The sequence below is a fragment of the Xanthobacter flavus genome, from assembly GCF_017875275.1.
In the GTDB taxonomy this organism is placed as follows: domain Bacteria; phylum Pseudomonadota; class Alphaproteobacteria; order Rhizobiales; family Xanthobacteraceae; genus Xanthobacter; species Xanthobacter flavus_A.
Window position 1 is genome coordinate 4907811 of record NZ_JAGGML010000001.1, and the last position, 26069, is coordinate 4933879.

Annotated in this window: 17 protein-coding genes and 1 tRNA gene; 5 read left to right on the plus strand and 13 right to left on the minus strand. The window is 68.3% G+C overall.

Translation table 11 applies throughout. The features are described 5' to 3' along the window. The first annotated feature begins 28 nt into the window (after positions 1-28). The gene (fni, locus tag J2126_RS23035) at positions 29-1060 is read left to right on the plus strand and encodes a type 2 isopentenyl-diphosphate Delta-isomerase (RefSeq protein WP_209489113.1); all 1032 of its coding nucleotides are present in this window, start codon (positions 29-31) and stop codon (positions 1058-1060) included. A 151-nt stretch (positions 1061-1211) separates the two neighbouring features. Here fni and J2126_RS23040 read toward each other — a convergent pair whose 3' ends face one another. Together J2126_RS23040 and ribB are read right to left on the minus strand one after the other, a co-directional pair. After that, positions 1212-2066 carry a DUF1194 domain-containing protein gene (locus J2126_RS23040; RefSeq protein ID WP_209490493.1) on the minus strand — a complete coding sequence of 285 codons (855 nt, stop codon included), beginning with the start codon at positions 2064-2066 and terminating at the stop codon, positions 1212-1214. Positions 2067-2308: 242 nt separating this feature from the next. Then, complete coding sequence (gene ribB, locus J2126_RS23045) at positions 2309-3616, minus strand: 3,4-dihydroxy-2-butanone-4-phosphate synthase (protein WP_209489114.1); 1308 nt, start codon at positions 3614-3616, stop codon at positions 2309-2311. A 1142-nt stretch (positions 3617-4758) separates the two neighbouring features. Here ribB and J2126_RS23050 point away from each other — a divergent pair. Both J2126_RS23050 and J2126_RS23055 read left to right on the plus strand, forming a co-directional pair. Further along, entirely contained in the window at positions 4759-12219 is a 7461-nt protein-coding gene (locus tag J2126_RS23050; RefSeq protein WP_245327528.1) for a VCBS domain-containing protein, read from the plus strand. A gap of 115 nt (positions 12220-12334) precedes the next feature. Continuing rightward, positions 12335-12898, plus strand: coding sequence for an HXXEE domain-containing protein (locus J2126_RS23055; protein ID WP_209489116.1), 564 nt, complete (start codon positions 12335-12337; stop codon positions 12896-12898). Between the two features lie 30 nt (positions 12899-12928). Here J2126_RS23055 and J2126_RS23060 read toward each other — a convergent pair. Continuing rightward, positions 12929-13004 (minus strand) — tRNA-Lys (locus J2126_RS23060). A gap of 151 nt (positions 13005-13155) precedes the next feature. Between J2126_RS23060 and J2126_RS23065 the strand changes: the two genes are divergently transcribed. Beyond that, positions 13156-14322, plus strand: coding sequence for a M20 aminoacylase family protein (locus J2126_RS23065; protein WP_209489117.1), 1167 nt, complete (start codon positions 13156-13158; stop codon positions 14320-14322). 66 nt (positions 14323-14388) lie between these two features. Here the strand turns inward: J2126_RS23065 and J2126_RS23070 are convergent, their stop codons facing one another. Then, complete coding sequence (locus J2126_RS23070; RefSeq protein WP_209489118.1) at positions 14389-14625, minus strand: sulfurtransferase TusA family protein; 237 nt, start codon at positions 14623-14625, stop codon at positions 14389-14391. Continuing rightward, positions 14622-16049, minus strand: coding sequence for a glutamate--tRNA ligase (gene gltX, locus J2126_RS23075; RefSeq protein ID WP_209489119.1), 1428 nt, complete (start codon positions 16047-16049; stop codon positions 14622-14624). Before gltX ends, J2126_RS23070 begins: the two co-directional genes overlap by 4 nt. Before the next feature lie 171 nt (positions 16050-16220). Here gltX and J2126_RS23080 point away from each other — a divergent pair, with 171 nt between their 5' ends. Beyond that, entirely contained in the window at positions 16221-18458 is a 2238-nt protein-coding gene (locus tag J2126_RS23080; RefSeq protein ID WP_209489120.1) for a ComEC/Rec2 family competence protein, read from the plus strand. Between the two features lie 117 nt (positions 18459-18575). Here J2126_RS23080 and lexA read toward each other — a convergent pair whose 3' ends face one another. The 8 genes from lexA to trpE all read right to left on the minus strand — a co-directional run bounded on the left by lexA (position 18576) and on the right by trpE (position 26045). After that, on the minus strand, positions 18576-19286 hold the full coding sequence (lexA, locus tag J2126_RS23085; protein ID WP_168457927.1) for a transcriptional repressor LexA: 711 nt from the start codon (positions 19284-19286) through the stop codon (positions 18576-18578). Between the two features lie 157 nt (positions 19287-19443). After that, on the minus strand, positions 19444-20658 hold the full coding sequence (locus J2126_RS23090) for a molybdopterin molybdotransferase MoeA (RefSeq protein WP_209489121.1): 1215 nt from the start codon (positions 20656-20658) through the stop codon (positions 19444-19446). A 46-nt stretch (positions 20659-20704) separates the two neighbouring features. Beyond that, on the minus strand, positions 20705-21193 hold the full coding sequence (moaC, locus tag J2126_RS23095; RefSeq protein WP_209489122.1) for a cyclic pyranopterin monophosphate synthase MoaC: 489 nt from the start codon (positions 21191-21193) through the stop codon (positions 20705-20707). Positions 21194-21312: 119 nt separating this feature from the next. Next, positions 21313-21729, minus strand: coding sequence for a DUF2147 domain-containing protein (locus J2126_RS23100; RefSeq protein WP_209489123.1), 417 nt, complete (start codon positions 21727-21729; stop codon positions 21313-21315). Positions 21730-21833: 104 nt separating this feature from the next. After that, positions 21834-22625: an indole-3-glycerol phosphate synthase TrpC gene (gene trpC / locus J2126_RS23105; protein WP_209489124.1), complete on the minus strand. Its 792-nt coding sequence runs from the start codon at positions 22623-22625 to the stop codon at positions 21834-21836. Beyond that, positions 22622-23656, minus strand: a complete 1035-nt coding sequence (gene trpD / locus J2126_RS23110) for an anthranilate phosphoribosyltransferase (protein ID WP_209489125.1) — start codon at positions 23654-23656, stop codon at positions 22622-22624. Before trpD ends, trpC begins: the two co-directional genes overlap by 4 nt. Before the next feature lie 21 nt (positions 23657-23677). Beyond that, positions 23678-24310, minus strand: coding sequence for an anthranilate synthase component II (locus J2126_RS23115; RefSeq protein WP_209489126.1), 633 nt, complete (start codon positions 24308-24310; stop codon positions 23678-23680). Positions 24311-24575: 265 nt separating this feature from the next. Continuing rightward, positions 24576-26045 carry an anthranilate synthase component I gene (gene trpE, locus J2126_RS23120; protein WP_209490495.1) on the minus strand — a complete coding sequence of 490 codons (1470 nt, stop codon included), beginning with the start codon at positions 26043-26045 and terminating at the stop codon, positions 24576-24578. Between the last annotated feature and the right edge of the window lie 24 nt (positions 26046-26069).

The window sequence follows — 26069 nt, forward strand, 5'->3', positions numbered from 1 at the left end:
CGCGCAGGACGGGGAGTGCCGCAGGCGCATGAACGAGAACGCAGCCGGTCGGCGCAAGGAAGACCACATCGACATCGTGCTGTCCGGCGATCGCGTCGCCTCCCGCGTGGACGCGGGGTTCGATCGCTGGCGCTTCGTCCATTGCGCACTGCCGGAACTCAGCCTCGACGCCATCGATCTTTCGACCCGGATGCTCGGGCGGCGGCTGAAGGCGCCGCTGCTCATCAGCGCCATGACCGGCGGGCCGGCGCGCTCCGAGGCCATCAACGCCCACCTTGCCGAGGCGGCGCAGGCGCTGGGCATCGCGCTCGGGGTCGGCTCCCAGCGCATCGCGGTCGAGACCGGCGCGGCGGCGGGGCTCGGCGGCGAGTTGAGGCGGCGGGCGCCGGACGCCCTGCTGTTCGCCAATCTCGGCGCCGCGCAGCTTCTCTCCCCCAGCGGGCGCGATCATGCGCGGCGCGCGGTGGAGATGATCGGCGCGGATGCGCTCGTCATCCATCTCAATCCGCTTCAGGAGGCGATCCAGGAGGGCGGTGACCGCGACTGGCACGGCGTGCTGCATGCCATCACCGGCCTGTGCGCCACGCTTCGTGCGCCGGTGGTGGTGAAGGAGGTGGGCTTCGGCCTCTCCGCCGCCGTGGGGCGCCGGCTGGTGAATTGCGGCGTGGCCGGCCTCGACGTGGCCGGGGCGGGCGGCACCAACTGGGCGCTGGTGGAGGGCGCGCGCGGGTCCGGCCGCACGCAGGCGCTGGCCTCCGCCTTCGCCGACTGGGGCATTCCCACCGCCGACGCCGTGGTGGACCTGCGGGCGGCGCTGCCGGACATCCCGATCATCGCCTCCGGCGGCATCCGCGACGGCGTGGACGCCGCCAAGGCCATCCGCCTCGGGGCCGATCTGGTGGGACAGGCCGCGGCGACGCTGAAGGCGGCCGTCACCTCCACCGAGGCGGTCATCGCCCATTTCGAGGTGCTCGTGGAGCAATTGCGCATCGCCGCCTTCGCCGCCGGCGCGGGCAATCTCGCGGCGCTGCGGGGCGTGCCGCTGGTCGAGGCGCGGTGAGAAACGTCAATGCCGTCGTCCTCCGGCTTGACCGGAGGACCCACGGCGCCATTTGTCCCTGACCCCGAAAGCTTGCAGAGGCGGCGGGATGGGCTGCCCGTCAAGCAGGGGGCGACGGCGGGCCGAAATGTGAGGGCATGCAGCCCATCCCTCAATTCGACCAGTGATCCATCCAGATCTTCTCGCCGATGGTGCAGGAAATGCGGGGCTGCTCGGCGGAGGCATGCTGGATGAGGCCCGGCCCCGGCTTCGGCACCACGCCGGCCACCTCCAGCACCAGCTTGGTGCGGATGGCGCGGGCGAATTCCTCCATCTTCTCCACGGGGATGACGAAGGAACCCGGCCCGCCGGTCACGCAGTCCTCGTAATAGACGTCGAGTTCCGGAATATCGAGCGCCGACGCCGTGGAGCGCTTCATCAGCAGCGGCAGGCCATTCACCGTGATGCCGCGGCGGACCACCGAATCCCGCGCCAGCGCCACCGGCGGCCCCTGATTGTTCACCCCGTCGCCCGACACGTCGATGACCTTGCGCAGGCCCTTGAAGCCGTTGAGATCGAACTGGTCGGCCGCGAACAGCAGAGCCCCGGAAATCGAGGTGCGGTAAATGCGCCGGATGGGTGCCGCCAGGACAGCATCCGCGAAGGCCTTCGCGCTTTCCGGCCCATCGATAACGCGCCAGTCCACCACGATCTTCTGTTCGTTCTCGCCCGCCCACTCCACATATTCCACGGCGATGCGGCCATTGGGGCCGAGGCGGAGCGCGTCGATAAATTCCTTCGAGACGATGGCCGACGCATAGCCCTCACGCTGGAGGGCCAGCTCGTCCGCATCCATCGAGTAGGAGACATCGACGGCCAGCACCAATTCCACATCCACCGGGAGCCGGCCCGCGCCGCCGGCCTTGGCTGGCGCGGCGTGAAGAAGTCCGAGGGCGAGAAGCCCGGCCGCGACCAGAGCGGCGGGACGCAGGGGAGGGACGCGCCTGAAAACGGGGCGCCAAAACATCGAGTGCGAAGACATCGAATGCAGAGACATGGACGGCCTCCTCCCGGGGAAGGAACGGTGCGGCATCACGTCCGAGAAATGCTGACACCGTTCCCGTGCCGGGAGAAGAGATTTGCCGCCTTCAGGCCTGTCACGTTTTGCGGCGGAATCATTGCAGGCGCGTGTGCCGCGCCCGTCACGCAGATGTCTTCGAATCGTCACAAGGGGTTAGCCGCGGCACCCCGGCCGCGGCCGTCACCGGCTCAATCCAGCGTTTCGGTGCCGACGATCTCGATGCCGAAGCCCGCGATGCCCACATAGGTGCGGGTCTTTGAGGTGAGGAGCCGAATCGACTGGATGCCGAGATCGCGCAGGATCTGCGCGCCGAGGCCGACCTCGCGCCAGTAGCGATCCCGCTCCAGCTCGCTGGAGCTCTTCTCCGTCGACTGGCCCATGGCCACCGCCGGGACGCCGCTGGTGCCGTCGCGCAGGTAGACGAGCACGCCGCGGCCTTCCGCCTCGATCAGCTGCAGGCTCTTCTGCAACACCTTGCCGCCGCCGAAGGCATCGCCGATGGGGTCGGCGCGATGCAGGCGCACCAGCACCTTCTCGCCGTCGCCAATGCGGCCCTTGACGAGGGCCAGGTGGTTCACCGGATCGAACGGCGTCACGTAGGAATAGCCCTGCAACTCGCCCACGATGGTGGGCACCGGGAATTCCGCCGCGCGGCTCACCAGCTTCTCGCGGGCCTGGCGATAAGCGATGAGGTCCGCCACCGAAATACGCGTGAGGTTGTGCTTCTCGGCGAAGGCGGTCACCTGCGGGCCGCGCTGCACCGTGCCGTCATCGTTCACCAGCTCGGCGATGACGCCGATGGGCGGCAGGCCGGCGAGGCGGCACAGATCCACCGCCGCTTCCGTGTGGCCGGAGCGGATGAGCACGCCGCCCTCACGGGCGATCAGCGGGAAGACATGGCCGGGCCGAACGAAATCGCCGGCGCCCATGTTGGGGTTGGCCAGCGCCCGCACGGTGTTGGTGCGCTCTTCCGCCGAGATGCCGGTGGTGGTGCCGTGGCGCACGTCGATGGAGACGGTGAAGGCCGTGCCCATTGGCGCGTCATTGTTCGACACCATGGGATCGAGCCGCAGCCGCTTCGCCTCGGATGGGGGCAGCGGCGTGCAGACGATGCCGGAGGTGTTGCGGATGACGAAGGCCATCTTCTCCGGCGTCGCCAGCGAGGCGGCGAGGATGAGGTCGCCTTCGTTCTCGCGGTCGTCGTCGTCGGTGACGACGATGATCTCCCCGCGCGCGATGGCTTCGATGGCGGACTGGACGCGGGTCTGGGTGGTGTCGGTCACGGGCAAACCTCGGATGAGCGGGACGAGGCCGAGGAAATCGTTGGGCGTCACCTGCTGCCCGGTCGCCTCGGCGATCTTTTCGGCTGTCTCGCGGGAGATCCAGGCGCGCTCGTCATTGCACAACGCCGTCACGCTGGCCGGGGACATGCCCACCTGCCGCGCAAACGCACTGCGCTTCGTTCCGGTTGCCGAGAGCCATTCCGCGAGCTTCATGGGACAAGCATAGCAGGGCGAATTTCAGTGACAATGAAATTTGTGGAGCGCCTCAAGCCGAGTGGTGTTCGGTGATGGTGAATGCTCCGCGGGCCGAGCCCGCCTTTTCGGAACACCTACCCTAGATGGAGTATGTCCGCCGGACCGGAACCCGCTACGGTCCAGAATGAAAACGTGCGCGGCTACGCGCGCGGCGTGCGCCCCGCTGGGCGCCGCGGTCTGGTCGGGGGCGGCACATGGCGAATACGGCACCGGAATTCACCGAGAGCGGGTCCATCACGCGCGTCTCGACGGATGCGGCGGGGGGGCAGGGGGATTCCGACAGCTACGGTCCGGTCTTTTCGCCGGATGGGACGAAGGTGGCGTTCTATTCCTATGCGTCAAATCTCGTGCCGGGCGACGGCAACGGCGCTGGCGATATCTTCGTGAAGGACCTCACCACAGGCGTCATTACGCGTATTTCGACGGACGCGAGCGGCGCGCAGGCGAATGGCTCTAGCTATCGGCCAGTGTTTTCGCCCGACGGAACGAAGGTGGCATTTTATTCCTATGGCTCGAATCTCGTTCCTGGCGACACCAACGGCGCCAACGACATATTCGTCAAAGATTTGACCACACGAGTCATTACCCTGGTCTCCACTGACGGAACGGACGCTCAGGGGAATAGCTCCAGCTACGGCCCGGTGTTTTCGCCGGACGGAACTAAGGTTGCATTTTACTCCCTTGCATCCAACCTTGTTCCTAACGACACAAACGGTGCCATCGATATATTCGTTAAAGACCTTCTATCGGGCGAAACGATCCGCATTGCCACTAATGCGACCGGGGCTCAGGGAAATGACTATAGCTATCAGGCAGTGTTCTCGCCCGATGGGACCAAGGTGGCATTCTATTCATATGCTTCCAATCTGGTTGCGGGCGATACCAACAATAATGCCGATATTTTCATAAAGGACCTCAACAGCGGGGCCGTCACGCTAGTGTCAACTGACGCGGCAGCCATTCAGGGAAACAGCTCCAGCTATACACCAGTGTTCTCGCCCGACGGGACCAAAGTGGCTTTCACATCTGTTGCCACAAACCTCGTTCCCGGAGACACCAACGGCATTGTTGATGTCTTTGTTAAAGACCTGACGACGGGGATGGTCACACTAGTAACGGCTGATGCCACAGGCGTCCAGGCAGACAGCGATAGCTATTCCCCACAGTTCTCACCCGACGGGACCAAGCTGGCATTCTATTCCTATGCCACCAACCTCGTTCCGGGGGACACTAATAACACCCCCGACGTCTTCGTGAAGGATCTGACCACGGGTATCGTCACCCGTCTGTCCACCGATGCGGCCGGCGCGCAGGGGAATGGCTATAGTGATTCTCCGGTGTTCTCACCGGACGGAAACAAAGTGGTTTTCAATTCCGGCGCACCCAATCTCGTTCTTGACGACACCAACTACACCACCGACATCTTCGTCAAAGACCTCTCCGTCGCCAAGGCCACCCTCACCGACGCCGCCGCCAAATCCGCCCTCACGGGCGCCGGCAAGATCTTCTTCGCCGATGCCGATGCGGGCGACAGCCACACGGTCTCGATCGCGCCGCAGGCCGGGGCGCTGGGGGCGCTGACGGCGGTCGTGGTGCCGGTCGCCGGCGGCGCGAGCCATGTGGACTGGAGCTACAGCGTCGACACGGCGCTGATCGCCGCCCTCGGCACTGGCCAGAGCCGCACCGAGACCTTCACCCTGACCCTCGACGACGGGCAGGGCGGCACCGCCACCCGGGACGTGACGGTGACGCTGAACGGCATCGACGACGCGCCCGTCTTCACCTCGCCCGCGACTGTGAGCTTCGCCGAGGCCGCCACCGGCCCGGTGCTGCAAGTGGCCGCGCAGGACCCGGAGGGCGCGGCGCTCACCTACGCCCTCTCCGGCGCCGATGCGGCGCTCTTCGACCTTGCCGCCGACGGCACCCTCAGCTTCAAGTCCGCCTCCGACTACGAAGCCCCGGCCGATGCCGGCGCCGACAACATCTACAACGTCACCATCACCGCCAGCGACGGGGCGCTGTCCACGGCCCAGGACGTGGCGGTGAGCGTGACGGACGTGGGCGAGAACGCGCCCCAGTGGGCGAGCGTGGGCGGCATCACCCGTGTTTCCACCTCATCCGCGGGGGCGCAGGCGAACGGCGCAAGCTCGGAGGGCGTGCTTTCGGCGGACGGGACGAAGCTCTATTTCGTCTCGGGTGCCAGCAACCTTGTTCCCGGCAGCACGGGCAACGTCGCGGATCTCTATGTGAAGGACCTGGCCACCGGGCAAACCACACGCCTGCTGAACGATTGCGGCGCCTACGACCTCTCCTTGTCGCCGGACGGGACCAAGATCGCCTTTGCGTCGCAGGCCACAAACCTCGTCGGCAGCGATACCAACGGCCAGTATGACATCTTCGTGCTCAATCTGACAAACGGGGCGGTGACGCGCATCACCAGCGCTTCGGGGGCGGAGGGCACCGGTGGAAACGCGCTCGGCTACTACAATCCCACCTTCACGCCCGATAGCTCAAAGGTCGTGTATTCATCTGGTTTTTCCAATCTTGTTTCCGGAGATACAAACAATATTCCGGATATCTTTGTAACGGACCTGAACACGGGGGCCATAAGTCGCATTTCGACGAATAGTTCCGGTCAGGAGGCAATCGGCGTTCCGAATAACTATTTTGGCAGCCACGATGCTGTCGTCTCGCCAGATGGCACCAAGATTGTCTTCTGGTCCTACGCGACAAATCTCGTGTCCGGCGACACGAACGGACAGTCGGATGTTTTCCTGAAAGATCTCACCACCGGCGCAGTTACGCTCCTTTCCACGTCCGCAGCCGGCGCGCCGGGAAATTATGGGAGCCAGGGCGGCGTCTTCTCTCCCGACGGAACGAAGGTGGCCTTCTACTCGAGCGCCACAAATCTGATGCCGGGCATCTCCAACAGCGGCATTTACATCAAGGATATCCAGACTGGGGCAATAGAGTTCGTCGCTCCGTCCACTTATTCCCTCATGGCATACTCTCCGGACGGAACGAAGCTCGCTTTCATCTCCTCCTCCTCCAATCTGGTCGAAGGCGATACCAACGCCAAGAACGACGTTTTCGTGAAGGATCTTGCCACCGGCCAGATCACACGGGTCAGCACCTCGGCTGACGGAGTTGAAGCAAACGGCCTGCTCGGCGCCAGCCTTGCCTTCACACCTGATGGAAAATCGGTCGTCTTTTCATCTTACGCGTCCAACCTGGTGCCGGGCGATACCAACGCCGCGATGGACATTTTCATCAAGGACGCCACGCCCCCGACCGTCTCGTCCGCAATCGTCACCGACGATGCCGCCAAACCCTCACTGACGGCCGCCGGGCGGTTCTACTTCACCGATGCGGATGCGAGCGACATCCACACCGTCTCGGTTGCGCCGCAGGCCGGCGCGCTGGGCTCGGTGACGGCGAGCGTCGTGCCGCGCGCCGATGGTCCCGACCGCATCGACTGGAGCTATTCCATCGACAGCGCACTGGTCGCCTCGCTGGGAGCCGGACAGAGCCGGACCGAGACCTTCGCCCTCTCCCTGAGCGACGGCACCCCGGGCGGCACCATTACCCAGACCGTCACCGTGACGGTGAACGGCATCGAAGACGCCCCCGCCTTCTCCTCGCCTGCGGCCGTGACGGTCAGCGAGAACAGCGGCGGGGCGGTGCTGAAAGTGGTGGCCACGGATCCCGAGGGCCTTCCGGTCAGCTACACCCTGTCGGGAACGGACGCTGCGCTGTTCAACTTTGCGCCGGATGGAACCCTGAGCTTCAAGGCGCCGCCGAACTTCGAGGCCCCGGGGGACGCGGGCGCCAACAATGTCTACGATCTTCTGGTGACGGCCACGGACGGAACGCAGAGCGGGACGCAGGCCATCACCGTGACCGTCGGTGACGTGGTCGAGACCGGCAACGCCGCTCCACAATTTCTCGACGGCAAGCCGGGCGGCGGCATCACCCGCGTCTCGACCACCTCCGCAGGCGCGCAGGTCTCGAACGATAGCCTGAAACCGGAATTTTCGCCGGACGGCACGAAAGTGGTCTTCTATTCGGGGTCCAACGCCTATGTGCCGGGCGACACCAACGGGAATTACGACGTCTTCATCAAGGATCTGACGACGGGCGCGGTGTCGATCGTGTCCGCCACGTCCAGCGGCGCGCCAGCCATCGGCGGCTCGACCGATGCCGTTTTCTCGCCGGACGGCACCAAGGTCGCCTTCGCCTCCACTGCCGGCAATCTGGTCGACGGGGACGGAAATTGGTCCGCGGATATCTTTGTCAAAGATCTTGCGACGGGAGCGGTGACGCTGGTCTCGGGCACCGACACGGGTGGTTTCGGGACCTCCAACAGCCGGGAGCCGCGCTTTTCGCCGGATGGTACGAAGGTCGCCTTCATCTCGTCGTCCGCATTGACCGCCTCCGATACGGACGGTTCGGAGGACCTCTACATCCGGGACCTCTCAACCGGAGAGCTCACCCTCGTGACCGAGGGCAATAGCTACGTCAGTGATAGTTCGGAGCGGGATTTTTCATTTGCCCCGGACGGCACGAAGATCGTTTTTGTCGACGGCAGTGGCCGGGTGACTGTCAAAGATCTGACGACGGGCGCGCTCTCCGTCGTTTCGACCAATGCCGCCGGCGGCGCCGCAAACGACTATCTCAATTTGGATCCGGTCTTCTCACCCGACGGGACCAAGGTGGCGTTTTCCTCGCGCGCGAGCAATCTCGTCCCAAATGATACCAATAATTCGGTCGATGTCTTCGTCAAGGATCTGGTGACGGGGGAAATCACCCGCGTGTCCACGAGCGCATCAGGCGTGGCGGGCAATAATTCGAGCGAGCAGCCGCAATTTTCGCCGGACGGCACCAAGATCCTGTTCCGGTCCAATGCGAAAAATCTGGTGCCCGGTTCGCAGTCTGGGGCAAATTTCTACATCAAGGATCTCATCACCGGAGATGTGGAGCGCGTGTCCTCCAGCGCGGCAAATGTCCAGTTGGGATACACCGACATGCACGCGTCGTTCTCGGCGGACGGGACGAGCGTGATTTTCACGTCTTATGCCCCGAGCCTCGTCCCGGGCGACACCAACAGCGCCCAGGACATCTTCATCAAGGAACTCGGCGACGAGAGCGTCACGTCCAGGAGCCTCACCGAAGCCGGCGGTGCGCAGGGGCTTGCGGCCGAGGGGCGGATCTATTTCAGCGACAGCGATGCCGGCGACACCCACACCGTCTCCATCACGCCTCAAGCCGGCACGCTCGGCACGCTGACGGCCATCGTGGTCGACCGGCCATCCGGTCCCGACCGCGTGGACTGGAACTACACGATCGATCAGGCGCAGTTCTCCGGTCTCCAGGGCGGTGAGACGCGGGTCGAGGTCTTCACCCTCACCCTCGACGACGGCCACGGCAACAGCACCACGCAGTCCGTCAGTGTCACCCTCACCAACATCAACGACGCCCCCGTCATCACCGCACCCACGGCGGTGGGCTTCGAGGAGAATGGTTCGGGCCTCGTCCTCCAGGTCAGCGCCACGGACGCGGACGGCGATGCGCTCACCTATGGCATCTCGGGCACGGATGCGGCGCTGTTCGAGATGTCCGCCGATGGCCGGCTCACCTTCAAGAGCCCGCCGAACTTCGAGGCGCCGGCGGATGCCGGCGGCGACAATGTCTATGACCTGATCCTCACCGCCAGCGACGGCGCCTTGACCACGCAGCAGGCGCTCGCCCTCACGGTGACGGACTTCGCCGAGCCGCCCTCCGTCCTGATCGGCGATGCGGGGGCGAACACCCTCAATGGCACGGCGGGTGCCGACGGCATCTGGGCCGGTGCCGGCAACGACACGCTCAACGGCGGTGGCGGCGACGACCTCCTGTTCGGCGATGACGGCGACGACAAGCTGTATGGCGGATCCGGTAACGACACCCTAACCGGCGGCACCGGGAACGACTATCTGGACGGGGGCTCGGGGAACGACGCGCTGGTGGGCGGGTCCGGCAACGACACCTATGTGGTGGATGCGGCGGGCGATGTGGTGGTGGAGGCGGCGGGGGGCGGCATCGACACGGTGCGCACGTCGCGTTCGTCCTACGCGCTCGGGGATGAGGTGGAGAGCCTCGTCTTCACCGGGTCGGGCAATTTCACCGGCACGGGCAACGCCCTCGCCAATGCCATCACGGGCGGCGCGGGCAACGACACGCTGGACGGCGGGGCGGGGAACGACACCCTGATCGGCGGGGCCGGCAACGACACCTATGTGGTGGATTCGGCCGGGGACGTGATCGTGGAGGCGGCCGGCGGCGGGACGGCCGACCAGGTGCGCGCGAGCACCGCGAGCTTCACGCTTGGGGCGGAACTGGAGAACCTCACCTTCATCGGCACGGGCGATTTTGCCGGCACGGGCAACGCCCTCGCCAACACGCTGAAGGGCGGCACGGGCAATGATGCGCTCGCCGGCGGGTCTGGCAACGACACGCTCTATGGCCTCTCCGGCGACGACACGCTGGACGGCGGCACGGGCGCGGACACGCTGATCGGTGGTTCGGGCAACGACACCTATCTGGTGGACAGCGCGCTGGACGTGATCACCGAATATTCCGGCGGCGGCACCGACACGGTGCGCGCGACGGCGTCGAGCTACACCCTGTCGGCGGAGGTGGAGGCCCTCACCTTCGTCGGCACGGGGGCGTTCACCGGCACCGGCAATGCCTCGGCCAACATCATCACCGGCGGGTCGGGCAACGACACGCTGGACGGCGGCGACGGGGCCGACACGCTCATCGGCGGTGCCGGCAGCGACAGCCTCATCGGCGGTGCGGGCAACGACACGCTGGACGGCGGCACGGGCAACGACACGCTGACCGGCGGGGCCGGCAACGACACCTATGTGGTGGATTCTGCGGGCGACGTGATCGTGGAGGCGGCGGGCGGCGGCACCGACACGGTGCGCACCACCCGCGCGACCTACACGCTCGGCGCCGAACTGGAGAACCTCACCTTCATCGGCACCGGATCGTTCACCGGCACGGGCAATGCGGCGAACAACGTCATCACCGGCGGGGCCGGCAACGACACGCTGGACGGCGGGGCGGGCAACGACACCCTGATCGGCGGGCTGGGCAACGACACCTATGTGGTGGACACGGGCGACAGCGTCTCGGAAGCCGCCGACGGGGGGACGGACCTGGTGAAGACGGCGCTCGCCGCCTACACGCTCGGCAACAATGTGGAGAACCTGACCTATACCGGGACGGCGGCCTTCACCGGCACGGGCAACACCCTCGCCAACACGCTGAAGGGCGGCGCGGGCCATGACGTGCTCTCCGGCGGGTCGGGGAACGACACGCTCTATGGCCTCACCGGCAACGACACGCTGGACGGCGGCTCGGGTGCGGACACGCTGATCGGCGGCTCGGGGGACGACACCTATGTGGTGGACAATTCCGGGGACGTGGTGAGCGAATATGCGGTCGGCGGCACCGACACGGTGCGCACGGCGCTCGCCACCTACACGCTGGCGGGCGAGGTGGAGAATTTGACGTTCACCGGCAGCGCGGGCTTCACCGGCACGGGCAACAGCCTTGGGAGCGTGATCACGGGCGGTTCGGGCAACGACACGCTGGACGGCAAGGCGGGCAACGACACGCTCATCGGCGGTTCGGGCAACGACACCTATGTGGTGGACGCGGCGGGCGACGTGGTGGTGGAGGCGGCCGGGGGCGGCACGGCGGACCAGGTGCGCACGGGCCTGTCGGCCTACACGCTCGGGGCCGAGGTGGAGAACCTGACCTATACGGGCACGACGGACTTCGCCGGCACGGGCAACGGCCTCGCCAACACGCTGAAGGGCGGCACGGGCCATGACGTGCTCACGGGCGGCGCGGGCAACGACACGCTCTATGGCCTGTCCGGCAACGACACGCTGGACGGCGGCACGGGCGCGGACACGCTGATCGGCGGTTCGGGCAACGACACCTATCTGGTGGACAGCGCGCTGGACGTGATCACCGAATATTCCGGCGGGGGAACGGACACGGCGCTCTCCACGGCGTCGAGCTTCACGCTGGCGGCGGAGGTGGAGAACCTGACCTTCGCCGGGGCCGGGGACTTCACCGGCACGGGCAATGCCGCGGCCAACGTCATCACCGGCGGCTCGGGCAACGACCTGCTGAACGGGGCGGCCGGCAACGACACGCTGATCGGCGGGCTCGGCGCGGATGCGCTCACCGGCGGGACCGGGGCGGACGTGTTCGTCTACACGGATGCGGCGCAGTCGGGCGCGGGCCTGTTCGACACCATCGCCGACTTCTCGGCGGGCGAGGGCGATTTGATCGACCTGTCGGCGATCGACGCCAACGCCGTGGGCGGCACGGCGGACGACGCCTTCATCTATGTGGGCGCGGCCGCCTTCTCCGGCACGGCGGGGGAACTGCGCTTCTCCGGCGGCCAGCTCCAGGGCGACACCAACGGCGACGGCACCGCCGACCTCCTCATCGCCCTCAACAACACAACCACCCTCTCCGCCGGGAGCATCAGGCTCTGAAGGCACTGGGCGGCAGAATCCACTAACCGGGCTGCGATGGTCGTCGCGGCCGATGCTTGGCTCAGGCGGTATTGCGCAAGATGATGGCGGCGACGGATTGAGGAGAGCGCCGCCGATGAAGGACTGGCTCGCACGCGTCTGGGTGAGCGGCGCGGGCTTCATGGCCGGCGCCCTGCTGCTGGTTGCCCCGCTGGTGGCGGGGGCGGGCTGGGGCGTCCTCGCCATCTTCCTCGCCTCGCCGGTCTACATGCTCCACCAGATCGAGGAGCACGCCGGGGACCGCTTCCGCTCGTATGTGAACAGGGTGGTGTTCGGCGGAGCCGAGGCGCTCACGGTCGGCGACGTGTTGTGGATCAACCTGCCCGGAGTGTGGGGCCTCAACCTTCTGGCGCTCTACGCCGCCTGGCTCGCCGGCCCCGGCTGGGGCCTCGCGGCCGCCTATCTCATCCTGGTGAACGGGATCGCACATCTCGGCATGGCGGCGCGCTTTCGCAGCTACAATCCGGGCCTTGCGACAGGCGCCCTGATCTTCATCCCCTTCGGCCTCTCCACCGCAATGGCGGTGCCGGCCAGCGCCGCGCAGCACCTGCTCGCGCTCGCCATCGCCATCGCGGTCCACCTGGCGATCATGGTGCGGGTGCGCCGGAATGTCGCCCGTGCCCGCGCGCGGGGCGGATGACGGGTGCTGCGACGCGCGAGACGGAAGAGGTGGTGAGCCCGTCGGGATTCGAACCCGAGACCCCATGATTAAAAGTCACGTGCTCTACCGGCTGAGCTACGGGCTCACTTGACGCGTTGGTTAGGGTGCGAAGGCGGCGGGGTCAAGGCCGGGAGGGCGGGATGTCCCGGCATTTCAGCGGGGAGCGGCGCGGGCGGGGCATTGACCGGGCCGGACGGCTTCCGCACCATGGCCGTCCCATTGCTTCTGGAATTGCCATGCCGGTCAACAACCACATCGCCGCCCGCGCCGAAGAAATCGCGGCCTGGCGGCAGGATTTCCACCGCCATCCCGAGCTGATGTACGACCTGGACCGCACCAGCGCCTCGGTGGCGGAGAAACTGCGCGCCTTCGGCTGCGACGAGGTCATCACCGGCATCGGCCGCACCGGCGTGGTGGGAATCGTGCGTGGCAAGGGAGATGGCCCGCTCATCGGCCTGCGCGCCGACATGGACGCGCTGCCCATTCTGGAGAAGACCGGCGCCGCCTATGCCTCTGAAACCCCCGGCAAGATGCACGCCTGCGGCCATGACGGCCACACCGCCATGCTGCTCGGCGCCGCGCAGCATCTGGCGGAGACGCGGGCCTTTTCCGGCACGGCGGTGCTCATCTTCCAGCCGGCGGAAGAGGGGGGAGCCGGGGCCAAGGCCATGATCGACGATGGCCTGTTCACGCGCTTCCCGGTCCGCGAGGTCTACGGCATGCACAATCTGCCGGGGCTGGACGTGGGCCGCTTCGCCATGCGGCCGGGCGGCATCATGGCCTCCGCCGACCATATCGAGATCGTGGTGGACGGGCGCGGCGCCCATGCGGCGCGGCCCAACCAGGGCGTGGACGTGGTGCTCACCGGCGCCGCCATCGTGATGGCGCTGCAGCAGATCGTCTCGCGCAATGTGGATCCGCTGGAGGCGGCGGTGGTCTCCATCGCCATGTTCCACGCGGGCGAGGCGGACAACGTGCTGCCCCCTTCGGCCACCCTCGTGGGCACTGCCCGCACGCTCGATCAGGGTGTCCGCGCGCAGCTGCGCGAGCGCATCCGGCAGGTGGCCGAGGGCGTCGCGGCAGCCTATGGCGCCACCGCGACGGTGAGCTTCAAGGAAGGCTATCCGGTCACCAGCAACCACGCCGATCAGGTGGCCTTCGCCGCCGAAGTGGCGAGCGAGGTGGCCGGCGCTTCGGAAGTGGACGCAGCCGCACCGCCGCTGATGGCGGCCGAGGACTTCGCCTACATGTTGGAAGAGAAGCCCGGCGCCTACATCTTCATCGGCAATGGCCCGTCCGCCGGACTGCATCATCCGCAGTATAATTTCGACGATGCGGCCATTCCCTATGGCGCATCCTACTGGGTGCGGCTGGTGGAGCGGGCGCTGCCGCTCACGGCGTAAGGCCTCCAAGCCCGCGCGGCGCCTGAGCGAGGCAAAGCGCCCGCGCGGCGCCTGAGCGAGGCAGCGCTACGCCTTCACCAGCACGAAGGTTAGGAGGCCGGTCTCGACCTCCTGTTTTTCGAGCACCGCGCCCGTCTCGTGCGCGAGATGGGGGATGTCGATCACCGCCATGGGGTCCGTGCAGGTGACGACGAGCCGCGTGCCCGCCGCCGACTGCGCCAGCGCCTTGCGGGTGCGCAGGGCGGGCAGGGGGCATTTCAGCCCCTTCAGATCCAGCGCGACGGTGACGGCGGCCGCCTTCAAGCCACAGCCTCCGCGATCTGGTCCTTCAGCCGGCCGAGGCTCTCCTCGCGCCCGAGCACGCTCAGCACATCGAACACCGGCGGGGAGGTGGACTTGCCGGTGAGCGCGGCGCGCAGCGGCTGGGCGACGGCACCGAGCTTCACGCCCTGCGCCTCGGCATAGCTGCGCACCACGGCCTCGGTGGCGGCGGCGGTCCACTCCACGGCTTCCAGCAGCGGCACGAGGCGGGCGAGATGGGCGCGGGCCTCGGGCGAAAGCAGGGTCGTCGCCTTCTCATCCAGCGGGATGGGCCGCTCGACGAAGATGAACTCGGCATTGTCGAGCAGTTCGACCAGCGTCTTCGCCCGCTCCTTCAAGCCCGGCATGGCGGCGGCGAGCTGGGTCCGGCGCGTGTCGGTCATGCGCGGCAGGCGGTGCTCGGCGTCGGGCAGGTAGGGCACCAGCGCGTCGATGGCGGCGAGCAGTTCCGCATCGCTGGAGGCGCGCATGTAATGGCCGTTGAGGCTTTCGAGCTTGGCGAAGTCGAAGCGCGCGGCCGAGCGGCCGACCTTGTCGAGATCGAAGAACTCGACCATCTCCTCGGTGGAGAACACCTCCTGGTCGCCATGGCTCCAGCCGAGGCGCACGAGATAGTTGCGCAGCGCGGCCGGCAGATAGCCCATGTCGCGATAGGCATCGACGCCGAGCGCGCCGTGGCGCTTGGAGAGCTTGGCGCCATCCGGCCCGTGGATGAGCGGGATATGCGCCATGCGCGGCACGTCCCAGCCGAGCGCCCGGTAGATCTGCGTCTGGCGGGCGGCGTTGGTGAGGTGGTCGTCGCCGCGGATGACGTGGGTGACGCCCATGTCGTGGTCGTCCACCACCACGGCCAGCATGTAGGTGGGCGTGCCGTCCGAGCGCAGCAGCACGAGGTCGTCGAGATCCTTGTTGGGGAAGGTCACGGTGCCCTGCACCATGTCGTCGATCACCGTCTCGCCCTCCTGCGGCGCGCGCAGGCGGATGACGGGGGCGCGGTCCGCCGGCGCCTCGGAGGGGGCGCGGTCGCGCCAGCGGCCGTCATAGCGCGGCGGGCGGCCCTCCTTGCGGGCCAGTTCGCGCATCTCGTCCAGCTCCTGGGGCGTGGCGTAGCAGCGATAGGCGTTGCCCTTCGCCAGCATCTCCGCCACCGCGGCCTGATGCCGCTCGGCGCGGGCGAACTGGTAGATGGGATCGCCATCCCACTCGATGCCCAGCCAGGAAAGGCCTTCGAGGATGGCCTCGATGGCTTCCTTGGTGGAGCGCTGGCGGTCCGTATCCTCGATGCGCAGCAGCATCTTGCCGCCGGTGTGGCGGGCATAGAGCCAGTTGAACAGCGCCGTGCGCGCCCCGCCGATATGCAGGAAGCCGGTGGGCGAGGGGGCGAAGCGGGTGACGATCTGCGACATCGGGCGGGGCTCGGCGGGCTTGGGTCCGCTTGGACGGGAAACGCGCGTGCGGCAGCCCTGCGGAACGCAAACCGAGCCACATGGCGCGCGGGAGGCGCCCGTGTAGCATAGAGGCGGGGCACAAGGAACACGGGGGCAGGCGCGGCCCGGCCGTGCCCCGGGCGGGCGGGGATGGACGAGCGGGCTTCGGGGCACGCGCGGGCGGGATCACGGGCGGGCGCGCGGACGCTCCCGCTCCCCTCCGCGCGCGGGCTTCTCCGCCTCGCCGACGCGCTGACCGCCCGCATCGCCCACGACGCGGCGGCCGAGGCCGCATCCGGCCGGCTGATCCTGTGGCTGCCGGCCGCCTTTGCCGCCGGGATTCTCTTGTATTTCGGCGCCTCCACTGAACCCTCGCTGGCCGCCAGCCTTGTTCTGGTGACCTTGCTGGCGGGGGCGGCGGTGGCGGCGCGGGCGCGGCCGGTGATGTTCGCCCTAACGTCCGTGCTTCTCGCCACTGTCGCCGGCTTTGCGGCGGGCGGGGCGCGGACGGCGCTCATCGCCCACGAAACGATCGTTCCGCCTAAGACGCCGGTGCGCCTTTCCGGCTTTATCGAGCGGGTGGAACGGCGCACCACCGGCGACCGCATCCTGCTGCGGCTCGATGGCAATGCCGTGCGCGGGCTCGCCACGGCGCCGGCGCTGGTGCGGCTCTCGCTGCGCAAGGGCTGGGCGCCGCCGGTCGGAAGCCATGTGACGCAGCTCGCCCAGCTGCTGCCGCCCTCCGGCCCCGCCATGCCGGGTGCCCATGATTTCGGTCGCGCGCCGTGGTTTCAGGGCATCGGCGCCATCGGCTACGGGCTCGGCCGGCCGAAGGCGGCGCCGGCGCGCGACCCGCCCTTGTCCGTGCGCCTCGCCATGGCGCTCGACGGGGTGCGCCAGAGCCTGTCGGCCCGCATCCGCGCCTCGCTTTCCGGCGTGCCGGCGGAGGTGGCGGTAGCGCTGGTGGCGGGCGACCGCTCCGGCATTCCCCATGCGGTGGAGGAGAGCATGCGGGTGTCCGGCCTCTCGCACATCCTCTCCATCTCCGGCCTGCACATGGCGCTGGTGGCCGGCACCCTGTTTGCGCTGGCGCGGGGCGTGCTGGCGCTGGTGCCGGGGCTGGCCCTGGCGTGGCCCATCAAGTCCATGGCGGCGCTGATCGCGCTTTCCGGCAGCGCCTTCTATCTCGTGCTGTCGGGCAATGACGTGCCGGCCCAGCGCTCCTTCGTCATGACCGGACTGGTGCTGGCCGGCGTGATGGTGGGGCGACCGTCCCTCTCGCTGCGGTCGGTGGGTGTCGCGGCGGTGCTGGTGCTGGCGCTGACGCCGGAGGCGGCGCTGGATCCGGGTACGCAGATGTCGTTCGCCGCCACCCTCGCCCTCGTCGCCGCCTATGAGCGGCTGCAGCCCCTGCGGGCGATCCCCCGGCCGGACGGGATCGCCGGGGCGGTGGTCTCCTGGGTCGCGGTGCTGGTGGCGGGAACGGCGCTCACCTCGCTGGTGGCGGGCCTTGCGACGGCACCCTACGGCATCTTCCATTTCCAGCGGGTTGCCCCCTACGGGCTTCTCGCCAACCTCGCGGCCATGCCGGCCGTGTCCTTCCTGGTGATGCCGGCGGGACTTGCGGGCGTGCTGCTGATGCCGTTCGGCTGGGATCATCTCGCCTGGCCCGTGATGGGGCGTGGCATCGAGATCATGACGGCGGTGTCCGACTGGGTGGGTACCCTGCCGGGCGCCGACGTCCGCGCCGCCTTCATCGGCGCCGGAACATTGCTGTGGCTGTCCCTCGCGCTGCTGGCCCTCTGCCTGCTGCGGGGTGTGCTCACCCTCGCGGCGCTGGTTCCCCTCGGCATCGCGGGACTGGTCGCGGGTGCGCCGATGAGGCCGGATCTCCTCGTCGCGCCCGATGCGCAGACGGTGGCGGTGCGGATGCCGGACGGACGCCTCTCGGTGCTCGGCGCCTCCGGCCAGAAGCTGGTGGTGGAGCAGTGGCTGACGCGGGAGGGGGACCGCCGCACGGCCGGAACCAGGGACCTTGCCGCCGGCTTCACCTGCGATCCCCTGGGCTGCACTGCGCCGCTGCCCGGCGGCGGCACCATCGCCGTGTCCCGACGTGCCGAAAGCCTGGAGGCGGATTGCCTGAATTCCCGCATGGTTGTCACCCGCGATGCCCCACCGCGCGCGTGCCCGGCGGACGTGCTGACGCTGGAAAAGCTGGTGCGGACGGGAACGCTCGCCTTCTCCCTCCGCGATGGCACGCTCGTCGCCGAGCCAAGCCGGAAGGCCGCCGTATCCCGCCCCTGGATGGCGCCCTTGCCGCCGGAGCCCGCATCCGAACCCGGCGCCGCCGATGCCGGCGATCCGCAGGCGGATGCAATGGCTCCGTGACATGCCGGCAAAGCGTCGGGGTGAGGGGCAACGCCTTCAGGAAAGCGCAGGCGCCCGTTGAGCGTGGACCGCCGCGCCCCTCACCCCGTTCCGGATCTCCCGCAGGAGAAATAAGGATCAGTAGCGGCGCATGAGGCCGATGAGGCGGCCCTGGATGCGCACGCGGTCGGGACCGAAGATGCGCGTCTCATAGGCCGGATTGGCGGCCTCGAGCGCGATGGAGGCGCCCTTCTTGCGCAGGCGCTTGAGGGTGGCTTCCTCGTCGTCCACCAGCGCGACGATGATGTCGCCGGTGTCGGCGGAATCGCATTTGCGGATGAGGACCGTGTCGCCGTCGAGGATGCCGGCCTCGATCATGCTGTCGCCGCGCACCTCAAGGGCGAAATGCTCGCCGCTGCCCAGCATCTCGGGCGGGATGTTCAGGGTGTGGCTGCGGCTCTGGATGGCGGAAATGGGCGTGCCGGCGGCGATGCGGCCCATGACCGGCACCGAGACCACCTGGCCCGCCTCATCATCCTCGGGCACCGGGCGCACCTTGCCGAGGCTGCCCTCGATGACGGACGGGGAGAAGCCACGCCCCGCCGAGCGGGCGGAGGCAAGGCCCGGCGCCACGCTGTCGGGCAGGCGCACCACTTCCAGCGCGCGGGCGCGGTTGGGCAGGCGGCGGATGAAGCCGCGCTCTTCCAGAGCGGTGATCAGACGATGGATGCCGGACTTGGAGCGCAGGTCCAGAGCCTCCTTCATCTCGTCGAAGGAGGGGGGAACACCGGTTTCCTTCAGCCGCTCATGGATGAAGCGCAGAAGGTCGTATTGCTTCCGAGTGAGCATTCCCTGGCCCCGTTCCTTGCACGCACCGTCTGGAGCCAGCGCCTCTGGCCGGTCCCGATTTCAGGCGCATCCAGCCCGGTGCGCCGCGAAACAAATCATGAACAGTCTTTATCTGTTCCTTTTGTGTTCCGCAAGTGGTGAAGGCCCCGTTAAGCGCTCAATCGTCGAGGAGAATAATCTCGCACGCATCGCCGACGCGGCCTTCGGGCGCGAAAGGCGGGCGCACCAGAAGGCAGTCGGCGGCAGCGAGAATGCTCAGCATGGCGCTGTCTTGCGAGGGTGAGGGCGTGGCGTGGATCGTGCCGTCCGGCCGGCGTTCGAGGGTGGCGCGCATGAAATCCCGCCGCACGTCATTGGCCGGCAGGTTGGCTGCGAGGCGCGCCGGCACGGTCTCGGGGCCGGGGCGGGAATCGCCCTGGAGCGCGCGGACGAGGGGGACGAGGTAGATCATCCCGCAGACGTGGGAGGAGACCGGATTGCCGGGCAGCCCCAGCACCCGCACATCGCCCCGATGGCCGAACATCAGCGGCTTGCCGGGGCGCAGCGCGATCTTGTGGACGGAGAGGTCCACCCCCTCGGCCTTCAGCGCCGGCGCCATGAGGTCATGATCGCCCACCGAGGCGCCGCCCGAGGACACCACGAGATCGAATTCACCGGAGAGCGCCCGCGCCACCACGGCCCGGATGGCGGCGAGATCGTCCTTGAAGAGCCCGAGGTCGGTCACCTCCGCCCCGGCGCGGCGGGCCAGCTCGGCGAGGCCGAAGGCGTTGGAGACAACGATCTCGCTGTCCTTGCCGGTGCCCTGGCCCGGCAGCACGAGTTCGTCGCCGGTCTGCAGCAGCGCGACGCGCGGGCGGCGGGCGACCGGCAGCGTCGCATGGTCCATAGCGGCGGCGAGCATGATGTCGCGTCCGGTCAGGCGGCGGCCGGCAAAGAGGCCAGGCGTGCTTTCGGAAAAATCGCAGCCGCGCTTGCGCACATTCCGGAGCGCTGCGGTCGGCGCCGTGGTGGTGATGGTGTCGCCCTCGCGGGTGACGTTCTCCTGGATCACCACCGTGTCGGCGCCCTCCGGCACCACCGCGCCCGTGAAGATGCGCACGGCCTGCCCGGTGCTCACCGTGCCCGCGAAGGGCCGGCCGGCGGCGGATTCGCCGATGACCGTCAGGTGGGCGGGTGTCTCGGCGATGTCGGCGCCGCGCACGGCATAGCCGTCCATGGCCGACATGTCGGCCGGCGGCTGGGTGCGGCGGGCCACGAGATCGCGCGCCAGCACGCGGCCGGCGGCGGCCTGCACCGGCACCTCCTCGATGCCGAGCGCGACGACGCCCTGGGTGATGAGCGCGGTGGCCTCCTCGACGGTCATGAGCGCCATGGCGCGGCTCCCTCACTCTGGACGTGCTGTGATTAGCGGAAAAGGCTCAGGCCGCTCCGGCGTCGGCGCGGAAATGGCCGCTGCGGCCGCCGGATTTTTCCAAGAGGCGGATGCCTTCGATCCGCATGCCGCGGTCGGCGGCCTTGGCCATGTCGTAGATGGTGAGGCAGGCGACGGAGACGGCGGTCAGAGCCTCCATCTCCACGCCGGTCTGGCCCGTGACCTTGGCGCGGGCGGTGACGTGAAGGCCGGGCAAAGCGGGGTCGGGCACCACCTCCACCTCCACCTTGGTCAGCATCAGCGGATGGCAGAGCGGGATCAGCTCATGGGTGCGCTTGGCGGCCATGATGCCGGCGATGCGCGCCACGCCCAGCACGTCGCCCTTCTTGGCGTTGCCGGAGAGGATGAGGTCCAGCGTCTCCGGTGCCATCGCCACCCGGCCCTCGGCGAGCGCCTCGCGGGTGGTCGCGTCCTTGTCGGAGACGTCCACCATGCGGGCGGCGCCCTGGTCGTCGAGATGGGTCAGGCTGGCCATGGCCGTCGCGGTCTTCCCGGATTCGATGTCGGACGGGAAGATGGCGTCCGCGGCGGCGCCTGTCCACCGCCGCAGCCGCAGGGCGGCGGAAAGGCTGTGTTGCCGGCGCGGGTCGGCGCTCAGCGCAGGCGGGTCCACACCTGCGTCTTGCAGAGGGGAACGACCACGCAGCCGCGCAGCTTCAGCGTGTTGTCGCCGTCCATGGTGATGGTGCCGGAATAGGTCTTGCCGTCCTCGGCATTGTAGATGCTGCCGCCGGTCCATTCCTGTGGCCCGCCGGAGAAACCGGTGAGGATGGTGAGGCCCTTCAGCGCCCGGCCGCGCAGCGAGGCGTTGGAATTGTTCACGTCTTTCAGCGCCGGATCGGCCTTCAGCCCTTCCGAGGACACGAGGCGGCCGCAGAGGCTGGCGCCGCATTTGGAGATTTCCACCTGCCCGCTGCGGGTGGGGGTCTGCCACAGGCCCGTCGGGTCGGCCGCGAAGGCGGGGGTGGCGAGAAGGGCGGCGGCGAGCGCCGTGAAAAGCGTGGTCCTCATGAAGCTGTTCCTCCCGTGAGGCACCGGCGACGCAGGGGCCGGTGCTGCGGCCTCTTCTCGGGCCGCCTCACGTATTAAGGCGTAACTTCACGTATACGGCAAGCCTAGCCGGCGAGCAGCTGGCACGTCGCGGATGCGACATCCTCCTGACGCATCAGGCTCTCGCCGACGAGGATGGTTCCGATGCCCACCTGCGCCAGCCGCGCAACGTCGGCCGGCGTGAAGATGCCGCTCTCGCCGATGACGATGCGATCCTTCGGCACGCGGGGCGCGAGGCGCTCGGAGGTTTCGAGCGTGGTCTCGAAGGTGCGCAAATTGCGGTTGTTGATGCCGATGAGCCGGCAGGGCAGCGCCAGCGCGCGGTCCAGCTCGGCGTCGTCATGGACTTCAACGATGGCGTCCATGCCATACGCTGCCGCCGCATCCGCGAGGTCGCGGGCGAGGGCGTCGTCCACGCCGGCCATGATGATGAGGATGCAGTCCGCCCCCCAGGCGCGGGCTTCCGCCACCTGGTAGGTGTCGTACATGAAATCCTTGCGCAGCACCGGCAGGCTCACCGCCGTCCGGGCGGCCTTCAGATAGTCCGGCGCGCCCTGGAAGGACGGCGTGTCGGTGAGCACCGAGAGGCAGGTGGCGCCGCCGCGCTGGTAGGCGCGGGCAAGCGACGGCGGATCGAAGTCCGCGCGGATCAGGCCCTTGGAGGGGCTGGCCTTCTTGATCTCGGCGATCAGCGCGGTGCGACCTTCCGAGAGGCTCTGCTCGATGGCCCCGGCGAAGGGCCGCACCCGGGGCGCGCAGCGGGCGGCGGCCTCGATCTCCGCCAGCGGGCGGGCCTTCTTGGCGGCGGCGATTTCCTCGCGCTTGTAGGCCTCGATCTTGGTGAGGATGTCGCTCATTGCGCGGCCTCCGGGGCGAGAGAGGCGGAGAGGGTGACGAGCCGTTCCAGCCGTGCGCGGGCGGAGCCCGTATCGAGGCTCGTCTGCGCCAAGGCGACGCCCTCGGTGAGGTCCTTCGCGTGTCCGGCCACCACGAGCGCGGCGGCGGCGTTCAGCACCGCCACGTCGCGATAGGCGCCGGGGGCGCCGTCCAGCACGGCGCGCAGGGCGGCGGCATTGTAGGCGGCATCGCCCCCCTTCAGCGCCTCGGCCGGGGCGCGGGAAAGGCCCACATCTTCCGGATTGAGGGTGAAGGTGTGGATGCGGCCGTCTTCCAGCACGGCGATGTCGGTGCCGCCGGAGATGGTGATCTCGTCGAGCCCGTCCGAGCCGTGGACCACGAACGCCTTCTCCGAGCCCAGCGCCTTCAGCACCTCGGCTAGGGGCACGATCCAGGATTTCGCGAACACACCCACCATCTGCCGCTTCACGCCGGCCGGATTGGAGAGCGGGCCGAGCAGGTTGAAGATGGTGCGCGTGCCCATCTCCACCCGCGTCGGGCCCACATGCTTCATGGCCGGATGGTGGGAGGGGGCGAACATGAAGCCGATGCCGGCCTCGCCGATGCAGCGGGAGATTCCGGCCGGATCAAGATCCAGCCGCACGCCCAGCGCGGAGAGCACATCCGCCGCGCCGGACTTGGAAGAGAGCGCCCGATTGCCGTGCTTCGCCACCGGCACCCCGGCGCCCGCGACGATGAAGCTGGCGCAGGTGGAGATGTTGTAGGAGCCGGAGGCATCGCCCCCGGTGCCCACCACGTCCACCGCCTCGTCCGGGGCTTCCACGGTCAGCATCTTGGCGCGCATGACGGAGACCGCGCCCGCGATCTCCTCCACCGTCTCGCCGCGCACGCGCAGGCCCATGAGCAGCGCGCCCATCTGGGAGGGCGTCGCCTCGCCGGACATCATGCGGTCGAACACGAAGGCGGCCTCGTCGCGGCTGAGGCTTGCGCCGGTGGCCACCTTGCCGAGCAGGGGTTTGAACTGGTCCATGGTGTGTCCTCGTCCCCGTTCTCAGCCCTTGGCCTTCTGCGCGTTGAAGGCGGCGGCGATCTCGAGGAAATTGCGGATCAGCGCGTGGCCGTTCTCCGAGGCGATGCTCTCGGGATGGAACTGCACGCCGTGGATGGGCAGGCTCTTGTGGGCGAGGCCCATGATGAGGCCGTCTCCGGTGTGGGCCGTGACTTCCAGCGCGTCCGGCAGGGTGTCCCGCTCGACGATCAGCGAGTGGTAGCGCGTCGCCTGGAAGGAATGGTTGAGCCCGCGGAAGACGCTTTTGCCCTCGTGCAGAATCTCGCTCATCTTGCCGTGCATTGGGGAGGGCGCGCGCACCACGTCGCCGCCGAACACCTGCCCGATGGCCTGATGGCCGAGACACACGCCGAACATCGGCACGGTGTCCCCCGCCTTGGCGATGAGATCGAGGCAGATGCCCGCCTCGTTGGGCGTGCAGGGGCCGGGGGAGAGCACGATGGCGTCGGGCTTCTCGGCCAGCACGTCCTCCACGCTCACGGTGTCGTTGCGGTGGACGGTGACGGTGGCGCCGAGTTCGCCCAGATAATGGACGAGGTTGTAGGTGAAGCTGTCGTAATTATCGATCAGCGTGACCTTCGGGGAGGGATTGGCCGAAACCTGGGTGGCGGACATCTGGAACTCCGGCCCCGCGCCGCTTTAGCGGGAATAGCGGGTGTTAAGGCGAGGAATGACGGACGGTCAATGGTGATGGGCAGGTAACTCGCGTAGCTCCCCTCTCCCCTTGCGGGAGAGGGGTCGGGGGTGAGGGGGCGGCTCAGCCGTCCCGGCCCTCGTGCAAGCGGCGCGAACCCCTCACCCCGGCACTCTCCCGCAAGGGGAGAGGGAGTCAGGGCTGCTCCCGCTTCACCATCGCTCGCGACGTGTCATCCCCATCCCCTCACTGCCCCTTCCCGGCGCGGGCGGCGAAGCGGACGGCTTCCTCGCCGGCGCGGAACAGGGCCTTGGCCTTGTTCACGCATTCCTGCTGCTCGCTGTCGGGCACCGAGTCGTAGACGATGCCGGCGCCGGCCTGGACGAACATGCGCCCGTCCTTCACCACCGCCGTGCGCAGCACGATGCAGGTGTCCATCTCGCCATTGGCGCCGAAATAGCCGATGGCGCCGGCATAGATGCCGCGCTTGTCTCTCTCCAGCTCGTCGATGATCTCCATGGCCCGCACCTTGGGCGCGCCGGAGACCGTGCCGGCCGGAAAGCCCGCCGCCAGCGCGTCCACCGCGTCAAAGCGCTTGTCGATGGCGCCTTCCACATTGGAGACGATGTGCATGACCTGGCTGTAGCGCTCGATGAAGAAGGAATCCGTCACCTTCACCGTGCCGACGCGGGAGACGCGGCCGGCATCGTTGCGGCCGAGGTCGAGCAGCATCAGATGCTCGGCGCGCTCCTTGGGATCGGCGAGCAGTTCGGCCGCCAGCGCCTCGTCCTCGGCATGGGTGGCGCCGCGCCTGCGGGTGCCGGCGATGGGGCGCACGGTGACCTTGCCGTCGCGCAGCCGCACCAGGATCTCCGGCGAGGAGCACACCACCGAGAAGCCGTCGAAGTTGAGATAGACGAGGAACGGCGCCGGATTCACCCGCCGCAGCGCCCGGTAGAGGGCGAAGGGCGGCAGCGTGAACGGGCTCTCGAAGCGCTGGGAGAGCACCACCTGGAAGATGTCGCCGGCGCGGATGTAGTCCTTCGCCTTTTCCACCATGGCGCAGAATTCCTCTGCGCCGGTGTTGGACACCTGCGAGACCTCGCCGTGGAACGGCTCGGGGGCGGGGTGGGCGATGGCGCGGTCGAGGTCCGCCACCACCTGGTCGAGCCGCTCCAGCGCCGCTTCCCACGCGGCGCGGGGCGAGACGCCCTCCTTCGCCCGCACGGGGGTAACGGCGGTCAGCTCGTCCTTCACGGCGTCGAACACCACCATCACGGTGGGGCGGATGAGCAGCGCCTCGGGCACGCCGATGGGATCGGGCTTGGCGGGGCCGAGCTTCTCCATCTGCCGCACCATGTCGTAGCCGAGATAGCCGAACACGCCGGCCGCCATGGGCGGGGCGCCCTCCGGCAGCTCGATGGCGGATTCGGCCAGCAGCGTGCGCAGGGCCTTCAGCGGCGGCTCCCCGCAGGGCACGAAGGCGGTTTTGTCGGCGTCCGGCGTGCGGTTGATCTCGGCGAGGTCGCCGGAGGCGCGGAAGATGAGATCGGGCTTCATCCCGATCATGGAATAGCGCCCGCGCGCCTGCCCGCCCTCGACGGATTCGAGCAGGAAGGCGTTGGGCTGGTCGCCGGCGAGCTTGAGGAAGGCCGAGACCGGCGTCTCAAGATCGGCGACGAGGGTGGTGGAGACCACCTGAGCCTCGCCCCGCATATAGCGCGAGGCGAAGAGGTCGAA

Bases quoted from the DNA above. Each gene is read 5' to 3' on its own strand.
- gltX (WP_209489119.1), bottom strand. From the start codon at position 16,049: ATGTCGCAGATCGTCACCCGCTTCGCCCCCTCGCCCACCGGCTTCCTG.
- ribB (WP_209489114.1), bottom strand. From the start codon at position 3,616: ATGAAGCTCGCGGAATGGCTCTCGGCAACCGGAACGAAGCGCAGTGCG.
- fni (WP_209489113.1), top strand. From the start codon at position 29: ATGAACGAGAACGCAGCCGGTCGGCGCAAGGAAGACCACATCGACATC.
- J2126_RS23100 (WP_209489123.1), bottom strand. From the start codon at position 21,729: ATGAGGACCACGCTTTTCACGGCGCTCGCCGCCGCCCTTCTCGCCACC.
- J2126_RS23080 (WP_209489120.1), top strand. From the start codon at position 16,221: ATGGACGAGCGGGCTTCGGGGCACGCGCGGGCGGGATCACGGGCGGGC.
- trpE (WP_209490495.1), bottom strand. From the start codon at position 26,045: ATGCGGGGCGAGGCTCAGGTGGTCTCCACCACCCTCGTCGCCGATCTT.
- J2126_RS23050 (WP_245327528.1), top strand. From the start codon at position 4,759: ATGGTCACACTAGTAACGGCTGATGCCACAGGCGTCCAGGCAGACAGC.
- J2126_RS23055 (WP_209489116.1), top strand. From the start codon at position 12,335: ATGAAGGACTGGCTCGCACGCGTCTGGGTGAGCGGCGCGGGCTTCATG.
- J2126_RS23115 (WP_209489126.1), bottom strand. From the start codon at position 24,310: ATGTCCGCCACCCAGGTTTCGGCCAATCCCTCCCCGAAGGTCACGCTG.
- J2126_RS23040 (WP_209490493.1), bottom strand. From the start codon at position 2,066: ATGTTTTGGCGCCCCGTTTTCAGGCGCGTCCCTCCCCTGCGTCCCGCC.
- trpC (WP_209489124.1), bottom strand. From the start codon at position 22,625: ATGAGCGACATCCTCACCAAGATCGAGGCCTACAAGCGCGAGGAAATC.
- lexA (WP_168457927.1), bottom strand. From the start codon at position 19,286: ATGCTCACTCGGAAGCAATACGACCTTCTGCGCTTCATCCATGAGCGG.
- J2126_RS23090 (WP_209489121.1), bottom strand. From the start codon at position 20,658: ATGGCGCTCATGACCGTCGAGGAGGCCACCGCGCTCATCACCCAGGGC.
- moaC (WP_209489122.1), bottom strand. From the start codon at position 21,193: ATGGCCAGCCTGACCCATCTCGACGACCAGGGCGCCGCCCGCATGGTG.
- J2126_RS23065 (WP_209489117.1), top strand. From the start codon at position 13,156: ATGCCGGTCAACAACCACATCGCCGCCCGCGCCGAAGAAATCGCGGCC.
- trpD (WP_209489125.1), bottom strand. From the start codon at position 23,656: ATGGACCAGTTCAAACCCCTGCTCGGCAAGGTGGCCACCGGCGCAAGC.